18 protein-coding genes and 1 pseudogene are annotated in these 17797 nt (G+C 32.8%); 8 read left to right on the plus strand and 11 right to left on the minus strand.

What is annotated here, in order from left to right:
- Positions 1–113 precede the first annotated feature (113 nt).
- Both QZ260_RS06360 and QZ260_RS06365 read right to left on the minus strand, forming a co-directional pair.
- Positions 114–800: pseudogene (locus QZ260_RS06360) on the minus strand (ATP-binding protein); the annotation flags it as partial.
- Between the two features lie 51 nt (positions 801–851).
- Entirely contained in the window at positions 852–2288 is a 1437-nt protein-coding gene (locus QZ260_RS06365) for a S41 family peptidase (RefSeq protein WP_295984125.1), read from the minus strand.
- Between the two features lie 347 nt (positions 2289–2635).
- Between QZ260_RS06365 and QZ260_RS06370 the strand changes: the two genes are divergently transcribed.
- Genes QZ260_RS06370 through QZ260_RS06385 form a run of 4 tightly spaced genes read left to right on the plus strand, consistent with a single transcriptional unit; the run spans position 2636 to position 4767 of the window.
- Positions 2636–3145 (plus strand): RNA polymerase sigma factor, encoded by a 510-nt coding sequence (locus tag QZ260_RS06370; protein ID WP_295984127.1) that lies wholly within the window; start codon positions 2636–2638, stop codon positions 3143–3145.
- Positions 3132–3605, plus strand: a complete 474-nt coding sequence (locus QZ260_RS06375) for a hypothetical protein (protein ID WP_295984129.1) — start codon at positions 3132–3134, stop codon at positions 3603–3605. The genes QZ260_RS06370 and QZ260_RS06375 overlap by 14 nt, the downstream gene beginning before the upstream one ends.
- Before the next feature lie 13 nt (positions 3606–3618).
- Positions 3619–4209 carry a DUF4252 domain-containing protein gene (locus QZ260_RS06380; RefSeq protein ID WP_295984131.1) on the plus strand — a complete coding sequence of 197 codons (591 nt, stop codon included), beginning with the start codon at positions 3619–3621 and terminating at the stop codon, positions 4207–4209.
- Positions 4210–4224: 15 nt separating this feature from the next.
- A complete protein-coding gene (locus QZ260_RS06385; protein WP_295984132.1) occupies positions 4225–4767 on the plus strand; it encodes a DUF4252 domain-containing protein in 543 nt (180 codons plus the stop codon).
- Positions 4768–4865: 98 nt separating this feature from the next.
- Here the strand turns inward: QZ260_RS06385 and QZ260_RS06390 are convergent, their stop codons facing one another.
- The gene (locus tag QZ260_RS06390; protein ID WP_295984137.1) at positions 4866–5063 is read right to left on the minus strand and encodes a hypothetical protein; all 198 of its coding nucleotides are present in this window, start codon (positions 5061–5063) and stop codon (positions 4866–4868) included.
- A gap of 17 nt (positions 5064–5080) precedes the next feature.
- A complete protein-coding gene (purB, locus tag QZ260_RS06395) occupies positions 5081–6424 on the minus strand; it encodes an adenylosuccinate lyase (RefSeq protein WP_295984138.1) in 1344 nt (447 codons plus the stop codon).
- Positions 6425–6557: 133 nt separating this feature from the next.
- Here purB and QZ260_RS06400 point away from each other — a divergent pair, with 133 nt between their 5' ends.
- On the plus strand, positions 6558–7538 hold the full coding sequence (locus QZ260_RS06400; protein WP_295984140.1) for a DUF1028 domain-containing protein: 981 nt from the start codon (positions 6558–6560) through the stop codon (positions 7536–7538).
- Position 7539: 1 nt separating this feature from the next.
- Here the strand turns inward: QZ260_RS06400 and QZ260_RS06405 are convergent, their stop codons facing one another.
- Positions 7540–8112, minus strand: a complete 573-nt coding sequence (locus QZ260_RS06405; protein ID WP_295984141.1) for an adenylosuccinate lyase — start codon at positions 8110–8112, stop codon at positions 7540–7542.
- A 59-nt stretch (positions 8113–8171) separates the two neighbouring features.
- Between QZ260_RS06405 and QZ260_RS06410 the strand changes: the two genes are divergently transcribed.
- A complete protein-coding gene (locus QZ260_RS06410; protein ID WP_295984142.1) occupies positions 8172–8645 on the plus strand; it encodes a heme-binding domain-containing protein in 474 nt (157 codons plus the stop codon).
- Positions 8646–8667: 22 nt separating this feature from the next.
- Positions 8668–9903, plus strand: coding sequence for a glycosyltransferase (locus QZ260_RS06415; RefSeq protein WP_295984144.1), 1236 nt, complete (start codon positions 8668–8670; stop codon positions 9901–9903).
- 3 nt (positions 9904–9906) lie between these two features.
- Here the strand turns inward: QZ260_RS06415 and QZ260_RS06420 are convergent, their stop codons facing one another.
- Positions 9907–10584: an NAD-dependent deacylase gene (locus tag QZ260_RS06420; protein ID WP_295984146.1), complete on the minus strand. Its 678-nt coding sequence runs from the start codon at positions 10582–10584 to the stop codon at positions 9907–9909.
- 134 nt (positions 10585–10718) lie between these two features.
- On the opposite strand from QZ260_RS06420, the gene QZ260_RS06425 reads away from it, so the two are divergent.
- Positions 10719–11378: an RNA methyltransferase gene (locus QZ260_RS06425; protein WP_295984149.1), complete on the plus strand. Its 660-nt coding sequence runs from the start codon at positions 10719–10721 to the stop codon at positions 11376–11378.
- Between the two features lie 51 nt (positions 11379–11429).
- Here QZ260_RS06425 and QZ260_RS06430 read toward each other — a convergent pair whose 3' ends face one another.
- The 5 genes from QZ260_RS06430 to QZ260_RS06450 form a co-directional block, all read right to left on the minus strand.
- Positions 11430–12206: a carboxypeptidase-like regulatory domain-containing protein gene (locus QZ260_RS06430; protein WP_295984151.1), complete on the minus strand. Its 777-nt coding sequence runs from the start codon at positions 12204–12206 to the stop codon at positions 11430–11432.
- Between the two features lie 86 nt (positions 12207–12292).
- Positions 12293–14131, minus strand: coding sequence for a DEAD/DEAH box helicase (locus tag QZ260_RS06435; protein ID WP_295984154.1), 1839 nt, complete (start codon positions 14129–14131; stop codon positions 12293–12295).
- 319 nt (positions 14132–14450) lie between these two features.
- Positions 14451–15683, minus strand: coding sequence for a M48 family metallopeptidase (locus tag QZ260_RS06440; RefSeq protein WP_295984156.1), 1233 nt, complete (start codon positions 15681–15683; stop codon positions 14451–14453).
- A gap of 105 nt (positions 15684–15788) precedes the next feature.
- The gene (locus tag QZ260_RS06445; RefSeq protein ID WP_295984157.1) at positions 15789–16583 is read right to left on the minus strand and encodes an RNA methyltransferase; all 795 of its coding nucleotides are present in this window, start codon (positions 16581–16583) and stop codon (positions 15789–15791) included.
- Between the two features lie 87 nt (positions 16584–16670).
- Complete coding sequence (locus tag QZ260_RS06450) at positions 16671–17738, minus strand: DUF3810 domain-containing protein (RefSeq protein WP_295984158.1); 1068 nt, start codon at positions 17736–17738, stop codon at positions 16671–16673.
- Between the last annotated feature and the right edge of the window lie 59 nt (positions 17739–17797).

Here is a 17797-nt window from a genome sequence, read left to right on the forward strand (position 1 = left end):
TTTGGGTTATACAACAAGAGGAAGAAATATAAGTTTAGGATTGAATTTGAATTTATAAAAAGTAAATAAAGGAATTTAAAAAGGTCGCTTTAATGTATTTTGAAGTGGCCTTTTTATTTTGGAATTAAATCACAATACCAAACCCCGTATTTTTCATCGTCGCTTTTGCAAACAGGATAGTTATCTGTTTTATGTAAATCATACTCCCGATATACTTTTTCTCCAATAGTGAATTCAATTGGATTTTTAAAAATAGGACCATCAAAACAAAAGGTGTGAAATTCTCCATTTTCGCGACATGGATGAACAGTTTCAGGTAAGTTGTCTATAAAATTATTGTCGATAATAGTTCCTGCAAAATGCTCGTTAAAATATTTAGACTTTGCACAAACAATAATGGTTTTGAAACCTAAATCTAAAAACTCGTTAAGAAGTTCTTACGTATCTTGTTTCCGAATAGGGAAAATAGCCTGTAAATTTTGTTTTGCAAGTTGTTGTTCTCTATAACCTCTTAGATTATCAAGAAATATATCACCAAACGATGTATGGGTAAATCCATCCTTTTTTAATCTTGAAACGGTTTCTAACATTTTTTGTTCATAAACCGCCATACTGGGCATTTCTGGAAGTTCTATTACACTTGCAGGAATATTTAAAGCATCAGTTTGAGCAAGTAGAAGTTCTTTTCTCAGTCCGTGCATAGATACACGATTGTAATGACTGTTTATTGTTGTAATTAATTCTTCAACAGAAAAACGATCATCTTGTAATAAAAGATAAAGTGCCAATGCTGAATCTTTGCCTGAACTCCAGTTGAACTAGGTTTTGTGTTTATTCACACGAATTGGAATTTAATCGATAATCATACCACCTTCAAGCGGATTAAAATCATTACTGTCCATTAATAATTTAAAAATTTTAGCAGATTTAGATTTAATATCTGAGATTTTACTGCTGGAATTTTCAATATCAGCTAAAGCTAGGGCTAGCATGGGTTCATTTATATCACCTAAAATGCCATAATTTAGTGGTCTTTCTTGATATTCAAATCCAATAGATGGAGGAAGTCCAGTTCCTGGGACTGCGACATCATCTTTATTAACCCCATTCGCAATTAAAGGTTGCATAGCATAGGTGTGATTTGGGTTAGCACCTGCTCTTTGAAAATTTGGAGAATCATAAAGTGTTCTTGATGCTTGTGTTTTTCCAACAGTAGTTGTTCCTATTTGAATGATTTCATTCATGTAAGGCATTAAGCTGTTTATTAGACCTTCACTTGCAGAAGCTGATCGCCCTGTGGTTAGAACGTATATTTTGTTCAAGCCCAAACTATTAATTATACCTCCATCATCTAATTTATTAGCGAAATTATAATCAGTATTGTTACTCTGCAACGTACTATTGTATATGAGTTTTTGAAAAAGGTCTCCGGTATATTGGCCTGTAATCATACTAGCTAAAAAAGTTTCAACATTTACTCTTCCACCGGGGTTATATCTTAAATCTAAAACTAAATGTTGAACATTATTAGATTTAAATTCACCAAACACAGCATTTAATTCGTTTTCTGAACCTGCTGTGAATCCGTTGTACATTAAATAGCCAACATTTTCTCCACCAACATTAATAATCTCTATTTTAAAAACTGGATTTTCTGAATATTGAACTTTACTTAAATTGACATCTCTATTAAGTGGGTCTATACTATCGTCATCAGTATCTATTGTGCCTTTGTCGTTATAAAAACCAAGATTTAATGTGTAAGTGTCTTTACTGGTTAACGATCTGAAATTATCTAGTGTTAGTTTTACACCATCAATGGCATAAAAAATATCGCCTCGTTTTAAATCATTATTATCTGCTGGACCATCTGGTAAAACTAAACGTATAATGCCGACAGCCTCAGTTGTACTATTAGGAGCCAAAAATAAGCTATATTCCATGCCATTGGTAATTGAATTGCCTTGAAACAACTGTTCTAAAGCAAGATAGTCATCAACAATCCAACTAAACCTATCAACATTTTCTCTTTCGTATATTAAACTTTCAAATAAATCTGGTGGAGTAGAAAAATTGTTTAAATAAGAAGCATACTCACCATTACCTGAAAATCGATCGTTTGCTAAATCTGGTACATCGTCTTTATAGAGATAAAAAAGATTCATGCCTTTCCAGACAAAATCATTTATTTCATTTGCAGTAACACCAATATCATCATTATCTTCAAAACAACTTACTGCACTAAGAGAAAATATAAATAGTAGGATTAGGGCTTTATAATTTTGCATAGTTTTTTTTCAATTTCAAGTTTAGTCCTTAAAACCTTAAATTTACTTACATTATTGTTTAATAAAAAATAAACACTTGAAATTTCGTTGAATGTAATTCTATAGTTTTTATAAATTAAGATAGTAGATATTAGTTTTACTGAAACTTAGCTGATAAACCCGCATAAGGGATTGAACGGTATGTTTGAGCTCGCCGACGTCGGAGGAGGCGATTAGAGAAAGCCCGACCCGATGGGGTTACGCCATAATATTTAATATTTTTTTATTTGTCATGTAACAAAACAAATACTGTGTCGTCGTAATATCAAATAGCCTTAACAAAGCTTTTTTAATTAAACCAAACCAAAATGACTCAAACAGAGTTTTTAAATATTGTGTTGCCTTTTAAGGATAAAGTATTTCGTTTAGCAAAACGATTGCTTGTGTCTAGGGAAGAGGCTGAAGATGCAACACAGGAAGTTCTGTTAAAATTGTGGAATAATAAACTAAAAATTGCTGAGTATAAGAATTTAGAGGCTTTTTCGATGACCATGACAAAGAATTATTGTTTTGATAAGTTAAAATCTAAACAGGCACAAAATTTGAAAATTGTACATAGTAATTACGAAGAAAAACACACACCATTACAAAAGCAAGTTGAATTTAATGATAGTGTAAGTTGGGTAGCCAAAATTATTGCCGAATTACCGGAACAACAAAAAATGATAATTCAATTACGAGATATAGAAGACTATGATTTTGATGAGATTTCAAAAATGCTCGATATGAGTAATACAGCGGTACGTGTCGCCTTATCGAGAGCAAGAAAAACAATAAGAGAAAAATTAACAAATACACACAATTATGGTGTTAGATAATATAGAAAAATTACTAGAAAAGTACGAAAACGGTGAAACATCGCTTAAAGAAGAGCAGCAGTTAAAACACTATTTTACACAGGGAACTGTAGCGCCGCATTTAGAAATGTACAAACCAATGTTTGAGTATTTTTTGGTAAACAAGCAAGAACGATTTACTAAAGACGTTCCATTAAAAACAAAACGTAATTTTAATTACAAATGGATTTCTGTCGCAGCAGTAGCGGTTCTTATGCTAGGGTTTTATTTTGGAACTTCAATTTACGGTAGTGATTTAGGCACCTATGAAGACCCGCAACTAGCCTTTAATGAGTTTTCAAAATCAATGGAAATGATTTCTGAAAAATTCAATACAGGCGCATCAACTGTAAGTTATCTTAATGAAGTAAATAAAGGTACTTCAACTTTAGGATATCTTAACGAAATTGAAAATGCCACAAGTATAATTTTTAAAAACTAAATAATTAGAATTAATGAACACAAATAAATTAAAAGCAAGAACGATGAAAAATAAATTAATAGTATTAGTAATGGCCATTATGTTAGTACCACTAGCGGGGATGGCACAGAAAAATATTTTTGAAAAATATAGTGACGACGCTGATGTTACTTATGTCTCTATAAAACCCAAAATGTTTCAAATGATAGCTAAAATGGGTATTAATGTTGAAGATGCTGAAGCAAAAGCATACATGGATATGGTAAAAAGTATCACGAGTTTTAAAACTATTGTTACTGATAATAAAGTAATATCTGCTGATATTTCTAAATGGGTAAAATCGCGATCTGGAGGCTTAGAAGAGTTAATGGAAGTAAAAGATGATGGTACTGAGGTGAAATTTTATGTAAAAGAAGGTAAAGATGCAGACCACGTTAAAGAGCTTTTAATCTATGTAAATGGTATTGATAAAGTAATGAATGAAAAGGTTGAAATTAATGGTAAGGAACGAAAAATAGAAACAGTTGTAGTGTCACTTACAGGAGATATAGATCTTAACGAAATTTCTAAACTTACTGATAAAATGAATATACCAGGTGGTAGTCATTTAGAAAAGAACAAATAAAACTAATCATCAATCATGCAACGAGCAATCAAATATTTAGCATACGCATTATTAACCGCAGTTATTTTTACTAGCTGCGGTGATAATGTTAGTTTACAACGCTATTACGTAGATAACCAGGAATCTAAGAACTTTATATCTCAAGATTTACCACTTTCACTTATTGAACTTGATAAATCTAATTTTACTGAAGCTCAAAAAGAAGCTTATAATTCTGTAAATAAGTTAAATTTTTTAGGATATAAGGTTAATGAAACAGACACTGAAACCTATTTAGCAGAATTAGCAAAAATAAAAACTATTTTAAGTGATAGTAAATACAATGGCTTAATGGAGTTTAGCGATAAGGGAAACAAGATATCTGTAAAGTATATTGGAACTGATGAGGAAGCAGATGAAGTCATAGTTTTTGGAAGTGCTAAAGATATGGGATTTGGTATTGTTAGAATTTTAGGAGATGATATGAATCCAGACAAAATGGTTACCTTAATTAGTGCATTTCAAAATGCAAATATTGAAGAAGGCCAAATAGAAAATATTATGAATTACTTTAAATAATTTATAGTAGTTATATTAAAGTAAAAACCCTAGATGTAGACATCTAGGGTTTTTTATATCATTTTTGGAGTATATGAGTTTCCTAAAAGAACCCTTTTTTATTTGGAATTGTCTTGTTTTTGAGTGGTATCTTCTAGTTTAAGCTTAGAATAAAAAATATTAATAACAACAGTAAAAAATACGATAGTAAGTATGGTTAATACAACAAAATTTTCTAGAATATCGAGTACTCCAAAAATGAAAATACCAGCAACCATAAGTCCGGTAAGTATCAAAGATTGTTTGTCGTTTAACATGTTATCTCATTTAATATTTAAATTCCTGTATAATTACCAGGCGTAATACATTTTAATTCTGTTTTTATTGTGTTTGAGACTTCTAAAGTATCAATAAAATTTGCAATAGAATCTTGATTTATTTTAGAATTTGTTCTCGTTAAACCTTTTAACGCTTCATATGGATTAGGGTACCCTTCTCGACGTAAAATAGTTTGAATAGCCTCGGCAACGACCGCCCAATTGTTTTCTAAATCTTCAGCAAATTTACTTTCGTTTAACAATAATTTATCTAAACCTTTTAAAGTTGATTTAAAACCAATAAGTGTATGACCAAAAGGAACACCAATATTACGTAAAACAGTACTATCTGTTAAATCACGCTGTAATCTTGAAACTGGGAGTTTAGCAGAAAGATGCTCGAAAATAGCGTTTGCAATACCTAAGTTTCCTTCAGAGTTTTCAAAATCTATAGGGTTTACTTTATGTGGCATTGCAGAACTACCAACTTCACCAGCTTTAATTTTTTGTTTGAAATATTCCATTGAAACATAAGTCCAAATGTCTCTATCTAAATCCAGGATAATTGTATTAATACGCTTCAAGTTATCAAACAAAGCTGCCATGTGGTCGTAGTGCTCAATCTGTGTTGTCGGGAATGAATGCTGAAGTCCTAATTTTTCTTGAACAAATTTCCCGCCAAAAGCTTTCCAGTCAATGTTTGGATAAGCAACATGATGCGCGTTAAAATTACCTGTAGCACCACCAAATTTTGCGGCACTTGGTATATCGTTCAATAAATTAAATTGTTCTTCTAGACGCACTACAAAAACTTCAATTTCTTTGCCAAGTCGAGTAGGAGATGCAGGTTGTCCATGGGTTCTAGCCAACATAGGAATGGCTGCCCAGTCTTTAGATAAGTCCTTTAATTTATTTAAAATGATAAAATATTCAGGGACATAAACATCATTCATAGCTTCCTTAATACTTAAAGGAATAGCTGTATTATTAATATCTTGAGAGGTTAATCCAAAATGGATAAACTCTTTATATTCAGATAAACCTAAAGCATCAAATTGATCTTTAATAAAATATTCAACAGCTTTAACATCATGATTGGTAACACTTTCAATTTTTTTAATAGCTAAAGCATCATCAGAAGAAAAATCTTTATAAATCGCTCTTAAATTTTCAAAAATAGCACTATCTACAGACTGAAGTTGAGGTAAAGGAATTTCGCAAAGTGCAATAAAATATTCTATTTCAACTAAAACACGGTATTTTATTAAAGCTTCTTCAGAAAAATATGGAGCCAACTCATTTACTTTACTTCTATAGCGTCCATCAATAGGAGAGATGGCATTTAATGCTGATAATGACATAATTTATGTTTGGTTTTTAGAAGTGGCAAAGATAGAATTTTTGTATGTAAGATGTTAAGAATTAGAATCGAAGTTTAATGAAAAAATTATTCCATTCGACAATAAATAGTATATTTAATAAAAAAACGGTAACATGAAATTAGTATCATTTTTATGCATTTTCATCATTTCTCAAACCATAACCGCTCAATTTTATAAAAAAGCCGAGCCATTTACACATACGTATTCTATTGTAGCAAGAGATTCAGTATCTGGAGATATGGCCGTTGCTGTACAAAGCCATTGGTTTAGTGTGGGTAGTGTAGTTACCTATGGTAAAGCTGGTGTTGGGGTTGTGGCTACGCAATCTTTCGTTAACCCAAGTTATGGACCAAAGGGGCTAACGTTAATGGAACAAGGTCTGTCTCCAGACCAAGCTTTAAATGCATTATTGCAAAACGATTCTGGTGAAATGTATAGACAAGTTGCTTTTTTAAATAAAAATGGTTTAGTTGCAACGCATACAGGAAGCCAGTGTATTGATGAAGCTGGGAATAGACAAGGCGATAATTTTTCTGTTCAGGCAAATATGATGTTGAATAATACCGTTTGGGATGCCATGGCGGACGCTTTTGAATCTTCTAAAGGTGATTTAAGCCAACGCGTATTAGCCGCATTAAAGGCTGCAGAAAATGAAAAAGGCGATATTAGAGGTAAACAATCAGCTGCTATTTTAATCGTTAAAGGTGAAGCAACTGGCAATTCTTGGGAAGATGTGGTGATGGATCTTCGAGTTGAAGACCATGCAAACCCAATACAAGAATTGGAACGATTAATTAAAATTCATAAGGCCTATGATTTTATGAATAATGGTGACCTAGCTATGGAGCTTGGTGATACAAAAGAGGCTGAAAACTTATATTTAGAGGCGCAAAAACTATTTCCAGATAATTTAGAAATGAAATATTGGCACGCTATTAATTTATTAAATAATAGAGAGTTTAATAAGGCCTTTCCAATTCTTAAAAGCATCTTTGTTCAAGATAAAAACTGGAAAACACTAACAAAACGTTTAGTAAAAAGCGGCTTACTTACTATTGATGACGAAAAATTAACAGAAGTTATGCAGTTATAAATTACAACTTATTTTTCTTTATTTTTTTTAATGTTTGTTTAGCTCTAGCTTTAAAACCAGCACTTTGTTTTGAAAAGTCTTGTTCCAAGATTAAAGCAAGTTCTGTATGTATCCAATTGCTATCTTTTCCAAAAAGGTAAAGTGTTTCCATGGAGTAAACTTTTGGGGCGACTTTATGGTCACTAATTAGCCAATCGAAACATGCTTCAACTATAAATTCTTTGTGAATTGGAGAGAGTGTGTTTTGTAAGGTATTTGGTTTTTTTGAATAATAATCAGTGGCTATAAAACCACAAACTTTAGCAACAGGACGAACTGCAGAATCAAAATGAATTTTTTTCAAGTTGCTTGTAAATGTGTTTAAATAAGGCACAATGGCATAAAGATATTCAGCGCAAATAAACTCCAAAACCCATGCTGCTTTGCAAGAGACCTTGTCATCTACCATAAACAAAATGTCCATAAGTTTAGGAAACAAACTCATGTCCTCTAAAACCATATTAGCATATTTCAAGCGGTTTTCGCGCAACGCAGTTATGTTACTTAATTCTTTATATAATTCTTCTAAACTCATAGGATATTTTACTACTTTTAAATTTCTAAACTGTTTATGTAAGATATAAATTTCGAACCATGGAAATAATAAAAAAGATATTATTTGTATTACTAATTGCATTCGTAGTAGCTCAATTTTTTGAACCTGACAAAAACGAAGGTGATTTAGCTTCTATTGATGCTTTTATGTCTGAAACTAACCCTCCTAAAGATGTAAAAATCATTTTAAAAGAAACATGTTTTGATTGTCATAGCGATGTTACACAATACCCTTGGTATAATAATATAACTCCAGTAAATTTTTGGTTGGCTGAACATGTAAAAGATGGAAAAAAGCATTTTAATCTATCTAACTGGGAGGGGAATTCTACAAAAAGAAAAGACCATAAGTTTGAAGAACTCATAGAAATGGTTGAACAAAAAGAAATGCCTTTAAATTCTTACACTTGGACCCATGATGAAGCAAAATTAACTGATGAACAAAGAATGGCTGTTATTGATTGGGCAAAATTGGTACGACTAAAATATGGTTTAGAACCGAAGCCTGAGTAGTACTTTAATAGTATAATAAACCATGCGAAAGCACCTATTAATTATTGGTTTTGTTTGGCCAGAGCCTAAAAGTTCTGCTGCGGGTAGCCGGATGATGCAATTAATTGAAGTATTTCATTCAGAAGAGTATCACATTACATTTGCAAGTCCATGTGCTAAAAGTGACAATGCTTTTAATTTGGAAAGTATTGGAGTTTCTCAAGTTTCTATTGAATTAAATAACTCGTCTTTTGATGTTTTCATCAAGAAACTTAACCCTAATGTGGTTTTGTTCGATCGCTTTATGATGGAAGAACAATTCGGGTGGCGCGTTAAAGAACAGTGCCCTGACGCGTTAAGAGTTTTAGACACAGAAGACTTACATTGCTTAAGAAAAGGCAGACAACAGGCTTTTCAGGATGACAAACCATTTGATGAATCTTATTTATTCCATGATATCGCAAAGCGAGAAGTAGCCAGTATTTACAGAAGTGATTTGAGTTTGATTATTTCTGAAGCTGAAATGCATATTTTGAAGTATCAGTTTAAAGTGGATGAATCTCTGTTGTTATATTTACCTTTTATGCTGAATTCTATCTCAGAAGAAGATATTAAAACACTTCCAAAATTTGAAAACAGAAATCATTTTATAACCATAGGGAATTTTTTACATGAGCCTAATTATAATGCAGTTCTTTACTTAAAAGAAACCATTTGGCCATTAATTAGAAAGCAATTACCAAAAGCAGAATTACATGTTTATGGTGCTTATGCTTCTCAAAAAGTCAATCAGCTGCATAACGACAAAGAAGGTTTTCTAATCAAAGGTTTTGCTGAAGATGTCAATGTCGTCATGCAAAATGCGAGAGTATGTTTAGCACCCATTAGATTTGGGGCAGGTTTAAAAGGGAAGTTGGTTGATGCCATGAAAAATGGGACACCTTGTGTAACGACAAGTATTGGAGCAGAAGGTATGTTTGGACATATAGAACCTAATGGTTTTATTGAAGATAACCCAAAACTATTTTCAAATAAAGCTATCGCGTTATTCCAAAATGAAACGATATGCAAAGCAAAGGTGGAAAATGGATTTGACTTAATTAATCAACGTTTTAATAAAATTAAACAGCAACAAAAACTAATAGGTTTTGTTAAAGCAACCACTCAACAAATCAAGCAACACCGACTTAACAACTTTACAGGTCAAATGCTTCACCATCACATGCTGCAAAGTACAAAGTTTATGAGTAAGTGGATTGAAGAGAAAAATAAAAGCTAATCACTATTTTAATGATCCGATAACTTTTTTGATTCCTACCGTAGCCGTTTCAGTAATTACAGTTAAATTTTCTTTACTCTCCATACTCGGTTTAGGATCTATAAAATAAGTTGGCGTATTTTGAGGGACATAATGCATTAAACTTGCAGCAGGATAGACTTGCATAGAAGTTCCAATAATAATAAGAACATTTGCGGTTTTACAAATTTCAACAGCGCTTTCAATCATAGGAACATCTTCGCCAAACCAAACAATGTGTGGTCTTAATTGATGTCCTTTCTGGCAAAGGTCACCTAATACCAAGTCTGTTTTCCATTTTTGTATATCTTTTTCATCATAACTACTGCGTGCTTTTAGTAATTCACCATGTAAATGAATAACATTTGTACTTCCTGCGCGTTCATGTAAATCATCTACATTCTGCGTTATGATAGTCACTTTAAAATTATCTTCTAATTTCGCTAAATCAATATGAGCTCCATTTGGTTTAACCTCAAAAAGTTGTTTTCTACGTTGATTATAAAAATCTAAAACCAATTCTGGGTTTGCAGCAAATCCTTCAGGAGTAGCAACCTCCATAACGTCATGCCCTTCCCATAACCCATCGGCATCTCTAAAGGTTTTAATGCCACTTTCGGCACTCATACCAGCTCCAGAAAGAACCACTAGGTGTTTTTTCATAGTATAAATATACTAACTTTAAGGTTATTGCGAATCATACTTTTGTGAGATTAGGCAATCTTTTTAAAAGAATTCCGGATTAAAGATTACTACATCACGTTGTTCCTCATAATGACATTCCGTATTTTTGAAATATGATTGATTTAAAATTTCTCGAACATATGGAAGGCTATTTAACAGAATCTCGTAAATCACGTTTTGACGCTGTTTTATCGCAACGCACCAAACATTTTACAGTAGCTACAGAAGATGTGTATCAGCTTCATAATACGAGTGCCGTAATGCGAAGTTGTGATGTGTTTGGTATACAAGAAATAAATATTGTTGAAGAGCAAAACTCTAAAAATATTGATAGAGAAATTGCTATGGGAGCTCAAAAATGGGTGGATTTGAACCGCTATCAAACGGTAAAGGATTGTATTTCAGATTTAAAACAAAAGGGTTATCAAATTGTGGCTACAACACCGCATACTAATGATTGCGAATTACATGATTTTGATGTGACTAAAAAATCCTGTTTTTTCTTTGGAAGAGAAACCGAAGGTTTATCTCAAGAGGTTTTAGATCAAGCAGATTGTTATTTAAAAATCCCAATGGTAGGATTTACTGAAAGTTTAAACATTTCAGTATCTGCTGCGATAATTTTACAACATGTTACAACTAAACTAAAGCAAACAGCTATTAATTGGCAATTGACAGAGAAAGAGGTCTTAGAAAAACGTTTAGATTGGTGTAAAAAAACGATTAAAAGTTATGATGAAATTGCAGAACGGTATGATGTTTTAAAAAAATAGTAGAAAACAAAAAAGAGGAATTATTTAAATAATTCCTCTTTTTATAAATATTTATATCTTTCGACTTCGTCCCCGACTTAGCAACTTGTATTCTTCATAACATTCGCTAATAGCATCCAGTATTTGAAGGTCGTTTGCTGTTCGTATAAAGCCTTTGGAGTAATTACATTGGCTTACAATTTCGTCTAAATCTATGCGTTCAACTTGCAATAAAACAGTGAGCATTTCACGATCAAAACGAGAAGCTAATAAATTTCTAATTTCATCATCTTGCTTCATCTTCCTGAGCTTACGCAGTTCGTTAGGTTTCTTACCAAACATGCGATGTAAGAAATCTGCAGGATTGAATATAGAACCAATAACTCTAGTTAAACCTGATTTTTTACTCGCTTCGTAACCTGTTCCTTGTAAACCTGAAATACTATAACGGTAATTTGTATTAATATCTGGTACTTGTTTAATATCTACTTCTAAATAACCAGTAAGTTTTAATTGGTTTACAACCACTTCTTCCAATGCTAGAGCTAATTCGGTGAGTTCAATGTTAGAACTTCCAAACTTTAGCCAGTCATTTGTTACACGAACTTTAATTGATTTAAAACCTAAATATGAAAAGTGAAGTGTATCGTTAACTTTTGCTGAAATATTAAATTCACCTTTTTTGTCAGTACTTGTACCAATTACTTGGTTGAGATTAACAATATTTACGCTTTCCAAAACAGAATCATCTGCCGAATTAATTACAACGCCTAAGACCTTATCTGGTTCTTGTGCCATAGAAACAGCAGCAGTTAACAGAAAAGTAAGAAATAAGATGTAATTTTTCATAGGTTTAAGCTCAAAATCAAAAATACTAAACAAAACGGCAAAAAATACCGTAATGCTATACTTTGACTTAAAATTAACAAAAAAGTCTATCTTCTAGAACGTCTCGGTCTTGAACTTCCCAAATCATTAGAATCTGAACGTCTTGGTGGTTTTGAGTCACCATCACTTCTGCGTCTGTCACTTCGGCTTCCAGAAGCCCCTTTTCTATCATCACGTCTTCCTCCACCGCGTCTATCATTACGACGATTTCCACCGTCACGTCTTCCGCCACCGCTTCTATCGCTGCGTCTTCCACCACCACGGTTTTCAGACACTTCAACATTTACAAAACGGCCTTCATATTTAAAGTCGGTAAAGTGCGCTAGTACTTTCTCTTTTACTTCATTCTCTGTATTAAAGAACGAGAAGCTTTCTTTTGTTTCCACTTTAAAAACATCATCTCTACCAAGTCCTAATTGCTCTTTTAAGAAGTCTTTCAGCTTCATCCAATCAAAACCATCTTTTCCACCAACATTTATAAAGTAACGTGTAGAATCATTTTTACCACCTCTACTAAAGTCACGTCCACCTTCCCGTCCGCCATCTCTATCGTAAGAGCCTTCAGCAATATTTAAGTTTTTAGATTTATTGTAGTAATTATAAAAACGCGTAAACTCAACCGAGAAGAATTTTTTAATTAATTCGTCTTTCTCTGTATCAGCAAACAATTCATTAATACTCGTTAAGTGTTTATCAATTTCATGATTAATCTCTGTATTGTGAATTTTATTAGCAAGCGACATCAATTGTACTTCACAAATATCTGCACCATCTGGAATTTCTTTTTTCTCGAACTGCTTTTTAATAATACGCTCAATACTTTTTATTTTACGCACTTCACTTTTCGATACAATAACCATTGAGATTCCTGTTTTACCTGCACGTCCTGTTCTTCCAGAACGGTGTGTGTAAATTTCAGGTTCGTCTGGCAACTGGTAATTTATAACGTGTGTAATATCGTCAACATCAATACCACGAGCAGCAACATCAGTCGCTACTAGCATTTGTATTTGTTTATTTCTAAATGATTTCATGACCATATCACGTTGGTTTTGGCTTAAATCCCCGTGTAATGCACCGGCATTATATCCATCTTCAATTAAGTTTTCAGCAACTTTTTGAGTGTCACGTTTTGTTCTACAAAATACTACCGAGAAAATATCTGGATTTGCATCAGACAAACGCTTTAAAGCTTGATAACGATCCCTTGCATTCACTAAATAATATTCATGTGATACTTGACTCGTGCTTTCATTTTTATTTCCAACAGTGATTTCCTGCGGATTGTTCATGAATTTTTTAGCTATTGTTGCTACTTCTCTTGGCATTGTTGCCGAGAATAACCACGTGTTTTTATCATCAGGAGTGTGCGATAAAATATCGGTAATATCCTCTTTAAAACCCATGTTTAACATTTCATCTGCCTCATCTAAAACCGAATATTGGATTTTAGAAATATCGACCAAACGTCTTTTAATCATATCTTTCATACGACCCGGAGTGGCCACAATAATTTGTGCGCCACGTTTAATATCACGTGCTTGATCCGTAATGCTTGATCCACCGTAAACGGCAACCACGTTAAGCCCTTTACAATATTTACCATACAATTTCATTTCGTTGGTAATTTGTAAACAAAGCTCTCTGGTTGGCGATAATATCAAACCTTGGGTAGTTCTGCTATCAATGTCAATTTTTTCTAACATCGGGAAGCCAAAAGCTGCTGTTTTACCAGTTCCCGTTTGAGCTAAGGCTACTAAATCGGTTTCCGATTCTAATAAAATAGGGATTGCTTTTTCTTGTACTTCACTGGGTTTAGTAAACCCTAAATCTGTAATTGCTTGTAATAGGTTGTCATTAAGACCTAAATCTTGGAATGTGCTCATTTTTAATTTATTGTATGCGATTTATTATGCAGTGTTACATAAAGAAGTGAATCGACATACTTAAACCTAAACTTCTAGTAACACATCCTCACTCTGAGGAATTTAAACTCTTCTTGAGTTTCAAGCGGCAAAGATAACCTTTTATTTGGATTATTTTTATTTGGGCGTTTTAACACGCTTTCACTACTCAATCTTTTTAAAATTGTCTTTGCGAAGGCGCAAGGACTGTGAAAATCTGTTTAATACTAGTTCACACCAAAATAACTGCTATCAAGTTTTAAAAAGGATTTCAAACAGGCCGCTGCAATCGTTAACGCAGTTACTTACGTAAATTCACAATCCGTTCCAAAAGCGTAGGATGCGAATAGTGCATAAACACATAGGCGGGATGCGGTGTTAAATTGCTCAAACTGTTTTTAGATAGTTTTTTAAGCGAAGTAATTAAAGGTTCGCCTTTATATGTGTTTTTAGCATAATCGTCTGCTTGGTATTCAAACTTTCTAGAAAACAAATGCATTATCAATCCAGTAATTTCAGAAATAGGCGAATAGAGCAATCCAAAAGCAATCAATCCAATATGAAAGCTGGGTATGTCAACACCCAATGCTTGTGATAATAATGGATTGGAAATAAATAAGGATAAAGCATAGAGCGTTAATCCAGTCAATAAAATAGAAGCAAATAAATTAAAAATAATGTGTTTCTTTTTATAATGCCCAACCTCATGCGCTAAAACAGCAACAATTTCTTCATCATCCAAATCATTAATCAAGGTATCATAAAGTGTTACACGTTTTTCACTACCAAACCCCGAAAAATAAGCATTCGCTTTTGTGCTGCGTTTAGAACCATCAATTACAAAAATCTTATCCAATTTAAAACCGACACTCTTAGCATATTCAGAAATTTTATCACGTAAAGTACCTTCCTCTAAAGGGGTTTGCTTATTAAATAGCGGTACAATAAGTTTAGAATAAAACATATTCATAAACAAAGTAAATACAGCAACTAAGCCCCAAGCATATAACCAAAAATTTTGTCCAGTAGCCCCGTAAAACCAAATAATTAAGGCTAAAATACCACCACCAACAACAGCCATCATGAGCCAACCTTTTATTTTATCTAAGAAAAAGGTTTTAATAGTCGTTTTGTTAAATCCAAATTTTTCTTCAATAACAAAAGTGCTATAATACGAAAATGGTGTGGTTAAAATATCGCTACCAATCATAATAATGCCAAAGAAAATAAGCGCCACAATAATTGAGTTTTCGCTGTAGTTTCTGGCTATATTATCAACAAGTTCAAAACCATCAAACCATAAAAACCCTAAAGTTAAAAGGATAGAAAATGATGAGGTTAACAGCCCAAATTTGTAATTAGTTGCCTTATAGTTTTGCGATTTTTTATATTCCGCTTCATCATAAACATCTTGCAAATCCTTAGGAAGTACATCATTGTAATGTTTCGCGTTTAAAGCATCTAAAATTTTATCAACTATAAAATTGATAACAATGATAGCTATGATGATGTAAAATAGTGTTGTTGATGTCATATGTTTTATGTCATTGCGAGACGCTTTTTAGCGACGTGGCAATCTGTTTAATTTTAGTTTCACTTCATTCGATTCCTTCGGTCATCCTTTTCTCGTAATAACGGTTCACTCAAAATTCCGCTGTCTCTTCGCTTCAAAAATAAGAATTCCAGCTGCAACCGACACATTCATAGAATCAATTTCACCTTGCATGGGAATAATAATATTTTGAGTCGCGTTTTCTAGCCATTCATTACTCAGGCCAGTAGCTTCTGTACCCACGATAATGGCAGTTAGTTTTGTAAAGTCTTGTGTGTGGTAATTAACTGAAGCTTGCAACGCCGCACAATACATATTAAAATTATTTGCTTTTAAAAAGGCGATAATTTCAGTTGTAGTACCAGTAGCAATGGGATTAGTAAAAACACAGCCCACACTAGAGCGGATTATGTTTGGGTTGTATAAATCGGTTTTAGGATTAGCAATAATAACAGCATCCACATTGGCAGCATCAGCCGTTCTTAAAATGGCGCCGATATTACCTGGTTTTTCTGGTGCTTCAGCAACTAAAACTAAAGGGTTTTCTTTATCAAAATTTAAATCAGTTAAATCATTTTCTTTAGATTTTGCAATAGCTAAAATACCTTCTGTAGTATCTCTGTAAGCTAGTTTTTGATAAACATCTTTAGAAATCTCTATGGTGTCAAATGGATGAGGTGCAAAGTCGTTAAGCTTTTCTTCTGAAAATAATTCTGGATAAAATAAAACGGTTTCTAATTTATACCCACCTTTTAAAGCCAAAGAAATTTCGCGCTCGCCTTCTATTAAAAAGGTGCCTGTTTTTTTACGCTCACGCGACTTATCCTTTAATTGAACAAGTTGTTTTATGTACGTATTTTGTGGGCTAGTTATTTCCTTCATAAGAGTTAAGCAAAAGTAGTTGTTTTTGAGTGATTATATTATAAAGATATTTTTGAAGTACTTACAGGATCAACAATTGTGGAGTAATTATAAGCTGTTATTTTCGTAGTAATTAACAATTAAAGCTACTACATAATTGTAACTCTTCATACCCTTACTTTGTTTATTGGCTTTTAAAAAATTCCCATAAAACAATTTAAAAAAAGGTTCAGCAGGATTTTGATGAGCATCCCAGAAATCCCGAACTTCTTTATAATTTTTTAAAATACCTTTATTAACACTTATCGCAATACTTTCATACAAAGCTTCATCCCGTCTATAAATTTCATTGAGGCAAAAACGCAAGGCAAAAGTGTACCCTGTATATTTAAAATAGATATTATCATGGCTTGTCGTAGCTAAAAAACCAATAAAATTGGCCTCATTTTCAGCCGCATAACCTAACTGATGTGCAATTTCATGAGCCGATGTTGTCGGGAATTTATAAACAGGGATCAGTCCATCCACCTGCGCTTCATTTGTTAACGGATTTAAATACCCACTAAAACCCATGTAAGTTAAAGGGAGACTGTAAAGTGATTTTTTTAAGCTTTTCGGGGTGTATTCCAAATGCGGGAAACTTCTTTTTAAATTATCATAACCCGCTGGCACCATTTTAAAAATGTCACCTTTACTAAAAGGGATATCCGCTTTAATGGTATCATTTTTTGTGATTTCAAAATGTAATGTATTCGATTTTTTAATCAAGGCTTCCGTAACATGCACTAACTGCTCAGTGGTGTAATCACGTGCTAAATTCAGACTTTTATGAAGCGGTAATCGGTGATAATTTAACCCCCAAAACAAATGAAATGCACCATATATTATGGCAACAGCCGCAAAAACATCAACTAACCAATTTTTAGTGTCTTTTCGTAAACGTTTTCTGTTTTTATAAAACCATCTTATAGCGTAAATACCCGCAAAAGTATATATCAAATCACCAAAAGAAAAAGGCATCCAGCCCAATGTAAACCTAAAAACTTTAGAAATTACAGGGTACACACTATTACTATAGTATTGCTCCACAAACTCAGGATAATTAGAAAGTAATTTTACAAGTAGAACTTGTGGAATTAACGATAGCGCAATAATCGTTTTTTTCTTTTTTAGCATATTCAAAAATAGGAAACTATTTATAAATCCTAATAGTAATACGTACCTTTGTATTCAAT

Origin of the sequence: uncultured Algibacter sp., assembly GCF_905480415.1 — a bacterium.
Classification (GTDB): domain Bacteria; phylum Bacteroidota; class Bacteroidia; order Flavobacteriales; family Flavobacteriaceae; genus Algibacter_B.

Bases quoted from the DNA above. Each gene is read 5' to 3' on its own strand.
- QZ260_RS06365 (WP_295984125.1), bottom strand. From the start codon at position 2,288: ATGCAAAATTATAAAGCCCTAATCCTACTATTTATATTTTCTCTTAGT.
- QZ260_RS06370 (WP_295984127.1), top strand. From the start codon at position 2,636: ATGACTCAAACAGAGTTTTTAAATATTGTGTTGCCTTTTAAGGATAAA.
- QZ260_RS06375 (WP_295984129.1), top strand. From the start codon at position 3,132: ATGGTGTTAGATAATATAGAAAAATTACTAGAAAAGTACGAAAACGGT.
- QZ260_RS06380 (WP_295984131.1), top strand. From the start codon at position 3,619: ATGAACACAAATAAATTAAAAGCAAGAACGATGAAAAATAAATTAATA.
- QZ260_RS06385 (WP_295984132.1), top strand. From the start codon at position 4,225: ATGCAACGAGCAATCAAATATTTAGCATACGCATTATTAACCGCAGTT.
- QZ260_RS06390 (WP_295984137.1), bottom strand. From the start codon at position 5,063: ATGTTAAACGACAAACAATCTTTGATACTTACCGGACTTATGGTTGCT.
- purB (WP_295984138.1), bottom strand. From the start codon at position 6,424: ATGTCATTATCAGCATTAAATGCCATCTCTCCTATTGATGGACGCTAT.
- QZ260_RS06400 (WP_295984140.1), top strand. From the start codon at position 6,558: ATGAAATTAGTATCATTTTTATGCATTTTCATCATTTCTCAAACCATA.
- QZ260_RS06405 (WP_295984141.1), bottom strand. From the start codon at position 8,112: ATGAGTTTAGAAGAATTATATAAAGAATTAAGTAACATAACTGCGTTG.
- QZ260_RS06410 (WP_295984142.1), top strand. From the start codon at position 8,172: ATGGAAATAATAAAAAAGATATTATTTGTATTACTAATTGCATTCGTA.
- QZ260_RS06415 (WP_295984144.1), top strand. From the start codon at position 8,668: ATGCGAAAGCACCTATTAATTATTGGTTTTGTTTGGCCAGAGCCTAAA.
- QZ260_RS06420 (WP_295984146.1), bottom strand. From the start codon at position 10,584: ATGAAAAAACACCTAGTGGTTCTTTCTGGAGCTGGTATGAGTGCCGAA.
- QZ260_RS06425 (WP_295984149.1), top strand. From the start codon at position 10,719: ATGATTGATTTAAAATTTCTCGAACATATGGAAGGCTATTTAACAGAA.
- QZ260_RS06430 (WP_295984151.1), bottom strand. From the start codon at position 12,206: ATGAAAAATTACATCTTATTTCTTACTTTTCTGTTAACTGCTGCTGTT.
- QZ260_RS06435 (WP_295984154.1), bottom strand. From the start codon at position 14,131: ATGAGCACATTCCAAGATTTAGGTCTTAATGACAACCTATTACAAGCA.
- QZ260_RS06440 (WP_295984156.1), bottom strand. From the start codon at position 15,683: ATGACATCAACAACACTATTTTACATCATCATAGCTATCATTGTTATC.
- QZ260_RS06445 (WP_295984157.1), bottom strand. From the start codon at position 16,583: ATGAAGGAAATAACTAGCCCACAAAATACGTACATAAAACAACTTGTT.
- QZ260_RS06450 (WP_295984158.1), bottom strand. From the start codon at position 17,738: ATGCTAAAAAAGAAAAAAACGATTATTGCGCTATCGTTAATTCCACAA.